We start from the raw sequence: 1,258 nt of genomic DNA, 5'->3' as shown, positions 1-1,258 counted from the left end.
TTTGTCTGAACAGTTTCGGGCGTCTCGTTAAGTGGATTTCCGCCTCGATTATGCCGCCACCATCATCGGTGCCAGCGCGCTGAAGTAAGCCTGATCCGGCGTGTGCCGGTCAAGCGAAGAATGTGGGCGTCGAGTATTGTAAAAGTTCAGATAACGACCGATCCCCGCGCTGGCCTCGGACACGGTCTTGTAGGCGTGGAGGTAGACCTCTTCGTATTTGATCGACCGCCAAAGCCGTTCGACGAAGACATTGTCCCGCCACGCGCCCTTGCCGTCCATCGAGATCGCAATCTCAGCTTTCTTCAGCACCGCCGTGAAGTCGATGGATGTGAACTGCGATCCCTGATCGGTGTTGAATATGTCCGGCTTTCCATAGCGAGCCAGCGCTTCCTCGACCGCTTCGATACAGAAGTCCGCCTTCATCGTGATCGATAATCGCCACGACAGAACCCGACGGCTGAACCAGTCCACGACGGCGCAGAGGTAGACAAAACCACGCGCCATGGGGATATAGGTCAGGTCCATCGCCCATACCTGATTGGGCTGGGTAACCGCCAGCTTGCGCAGGAGGTAGGGATAGATTTTGTGACCTGGCGCTGGTTTTGACGTGTTCGGGCGACAATAGATCGCCTCGATACCCATCTTCTTCATCAGCGTGGCGACGTGCAGCCGCCCAGTTTCCAGGCCTTCTCCCTTCAAAAGCCCTTGCAACATCCGACTTCCCGCGAACGGATATTCGAGATGCAGCTCGTCGATCCGGCGCATCAGGGCAAGATCGCCATCAGATACTGGACGCGGCGAATAGTAGACGCTGCCACGGCTGAAGCCGAGGAGCCTGGCCTGCCTCACGACCGACAGCTTGTGCTCGCGGTCGATCATTTCTTTCCGCCCAGCAATCCCGCCTTGCCGAGCGCACTGGACAAAAAATCGTTCTCCAAGGTCAGTTCGCCGATCTTGGCGTGAAGCGTTTTCACATCGATGCTCGGTCCGGCCGGTTCCGCCTTCCCTTCATCACCGAAAACGCCTGTCGCACCCTCAAGAAGCTGGTCTTTCCACTGCTTGATCTGATTGGCATGCACGTCGAACTGCTGGGATAATTCCACCAGTGTCTGCTCACCTCGGATCGCAGCAAGCGCCACTTTTGCCTTGAAAGCCGGGCTGTGGTTCCGGCGTGGTCGTCTCGTCATGGTATCTCCTGTTCCTGGCATCTAAGCCGAAGTCAGGCAGAAATTCCACTTATCCTAGCTGTGCAGATTTC

At 56.8% G+C, this 1,258-nt stretch carries 1 protein-coding gene; it reads right to left on the bottom strand.

Annotated features, from left to right (window positions below):
- Window positions 1–48: 48 nt before the first annotated feature.
- A protein-coding gene (locus F9K91_RS25440) for an IS3 family transposase (RefSeq protein ID WP_167522288.1) occupies window positions 49–1,187 on the bottom strand; the annotation gives its coding sequence in 2 pieces (ribosomal slippage) (window positions 49–929 and window positions 929–1,187; 1,140 coding nt in all).
- Window positions 1,188–1,258 lie beyond the last annotated feature (71 nt).

This window comes from Brucella tritici (genome assembly GCF_008932295.1).
Lineage (GTDB): Bacteria > Pseudomonadota > Alphaproteobacteria > Rhizobiales > Rhizobiaceae > Brucella > Brucella tritici.
The sequence above is the reverse complement of the archived record's forward strand: the minus strand, read 5'-3'. Positions and strand labels throughout refer to the sequence as shown.